The 2,160-nt window shown below is 72.6% G+C and carries 2 protein-coding genes; both read right to left on the bottom strand.

Going from position 1 to position 2,160, the window contains the following annotated elements; translation table 11 throughout:
- Nucleotides 1-33: 33 nt before the first annotated feature.
- Nucleotides 34-801: an SDR family NAD(P)-dependent oxidoreductase gene (locus tag E1265_RS35740; protein ID WP_132935102.1), complete on the bottom strand. Its 768-nt coding sequence runs from the start codon at nt 799-801 to the stop codon at nt 34-36.
- A complete protein-coding gene (locus E1265_RS35735; RefSeq protein ID WP_132935101.1) occupies nt 794-2,140 on the bottom strand; it encodes an MFS transporter in 1,347 nt (448 codons plus the stop codon). Before E1265_RS35735 ends, E1265_RS35740 begins: the two co-directional genes overlap by 8 nt.
- Nucleotides 2,141-2,160 lie beyond the last annotated feature (20 nt).

Here is a 2,160-nt window from a genome sequence, read left to right as displayed (position 1 = left end):
GGTTCAGGGGGGTTCACGGGGGTTCAAGGGAGGTCAGGCCGGCATGCGGATGGTGAGGCCGCCGTCGACGACGATCTCCTGGCCGGTCAGGTAGGACGCCTCGGGCGAGGTGAGGAAGCGGATCACGGCCGCTATCTCCTCGGGCCGACCGGCGCGCCCGAGCGGGATGCCGGCACCGGCGCGGCGCAGGCCCTCGGGCCCGAGGGAGTTGACCGGATCGAGGGACTGCGGGGTGACGACGTAGCCGGGGACCACGGTGTTGACGCGGACGCCGCGCGGGGCGAGCTCCACCGCCAGGCTGCGGCACAGGCCGAACACCCCGGACTTGGCCGCCGCGTAGTGCGCGTGCTCGCCCCAGCCGTAGACGCCGCCGGCGATGGAGGAGACGGCGACCATCGCGCCTGGCCCGGTCATCAGGGCGGCCGCGGCGCGCAGCGTGCGCAACACGCCGGTCAGGTCGACCTGGACGAGATCGTCCCAGGCCGCGTCGTCGAGTTCGGCCAGGGAGGCGCGGCGGAGCACCCCGGCGTTGGCCACCGCGATGTCGAGCCGGCCCCAGGTGTCGACGGCACGGCGGGCGAAGGCGTCGACCTGGGCCGTGGAGCGCACGTCGACCTCGTGGACGACGCACCGGCCGCCGACGGCCCGCACGGCGGCGGCCGTCTCCTCCGGGTCGTGCGGGTCGCCCGGGTAGGCGCCCACGACGGTGGCCACGCCGCGTTCGGCGTACGCGACGGCGAGGGCGCGGCCGATGCCGCTCGCGGCGCCGGTGACGAGGGCGACCTGGGGGGAGTCAGTCATCGAGGGTCTCCACGGGACGGGCGGCGAACATCACGAAGCCGGAGAGGAAGGTGCCGACGGCGCCGACGAGCAGGGCCGCGCCGTTCCAGCTCATGTCGGCCGCGAGCAGCGCCGTCACGATGAGGCCGGCGACGATCGCGCCCGGCTGCGACAGGGCGTTGAGGAAGGCGGTGCCGGTGGCGCGGCAGCGGGTGTCGTAGCACTCGCCCATGTAGAACAGCAGCGCCGCGTAGGGGCCGACGAGGAAGAACATGCCGAGCGAGTAGAGCGCCACCACGAGGAAGGTGCCGTGCGCGACCGTGAGGGTGAGGGCGAAGAAGACGCCGGAGAGGATCCAGCCGATGCCCACCACGTTGCGGCGGCCGAAGCGGTCGCCGATCCAGCCGTGGAAGACGTAGCCCAGGTAGCCGACGGCGTTGATGACGATGAGCATCACGAGCGAGCCGGTGAAGCTGACGTCCTTGCCCTCGGTGAGCACGGTGGTGCCGAGGACGCTGAAGACCTGGATGCCGAACCAGTTGACGATCCACGCGAAGCCGAGCACCAGGGTGTTGCGCAGCGCGGGGCCGCGGAAGATGGCGGCGAGCGGGGCCGACTCCTCCTCGGCGACGCCGTAGGAGCGGGCGAGCTCGCGGGCCTCGGCGTCACGGCCGCGCTTGCGCAACTCGCGGAGCCGCAACTCCAGCTCGAACTGCGGGGACTCCTTCAGGCCGCGCCGGGCGAGCGCGATGACGAGGGCCGGGAAGACGGCGATGAGGAAGCAGCCGCGCCAGCCGACGAGGGGGAGAAAGACGGCGACGAACGCGGCGGCGAGCAGCACGCCGAGCGGCCAACCGCCCTGCACCAGGCTGTAGACGAGGCCGCGCCGCTTCTTGATCTTCTCGTCCTCGGTGACGGCGTAGATCTCGTTGAGGTAGGTGGCGTTGACGGCCTGCTCGGAGAGGCCGAGGCCGCCGAGCGAGCGGACGCCGACGAGGTAACCGGCCCCGGGGGTGACGGCGGTGGCGGCGGACGCGAGGGCGGTGCCGGAGACCGTGAGGATCATGCCCCGGCGGCGGCCTATGCGGTCCACGACCGGCCCCACGCCGAGGGCGACGACGGCCGTGCCGACCGATATCAGGGTGGAGATGAACGAGGCGCGGGTGTCGCTCCAGCCGAAGTGGTCGGACATCTCGGGCAGCAGGGTGCCGAACAGGATGTAGTCGTAGACGGCGAACAGCCAGGCGAGGAAGGCGATGAAGGTGGCCTTGCGGGTGGCGCGGACGCCGACCCGGGGGAACGTTCTGGTGGCGGCCGGCGGGGCCGACTCGGCCACCGCGCGGGGGGTTGCTGGGGACATGGGGACCCCTGTCTCTTATA

This window comes from Streptomyces sp. 8K308 (assembly GCF_004348315.1).
Taxonomy (GTDB): domain Bacteria; phylum Actinomycetota; class Actinomycetes; order Streptomycetales; family Streptomycetaceae; genus Streptomyces.
The sequence above is the reverse complement of the archived record's forward strand: the minus strand, read 5'-3'. Positions and strand labels throughout refer to the sequence as shown.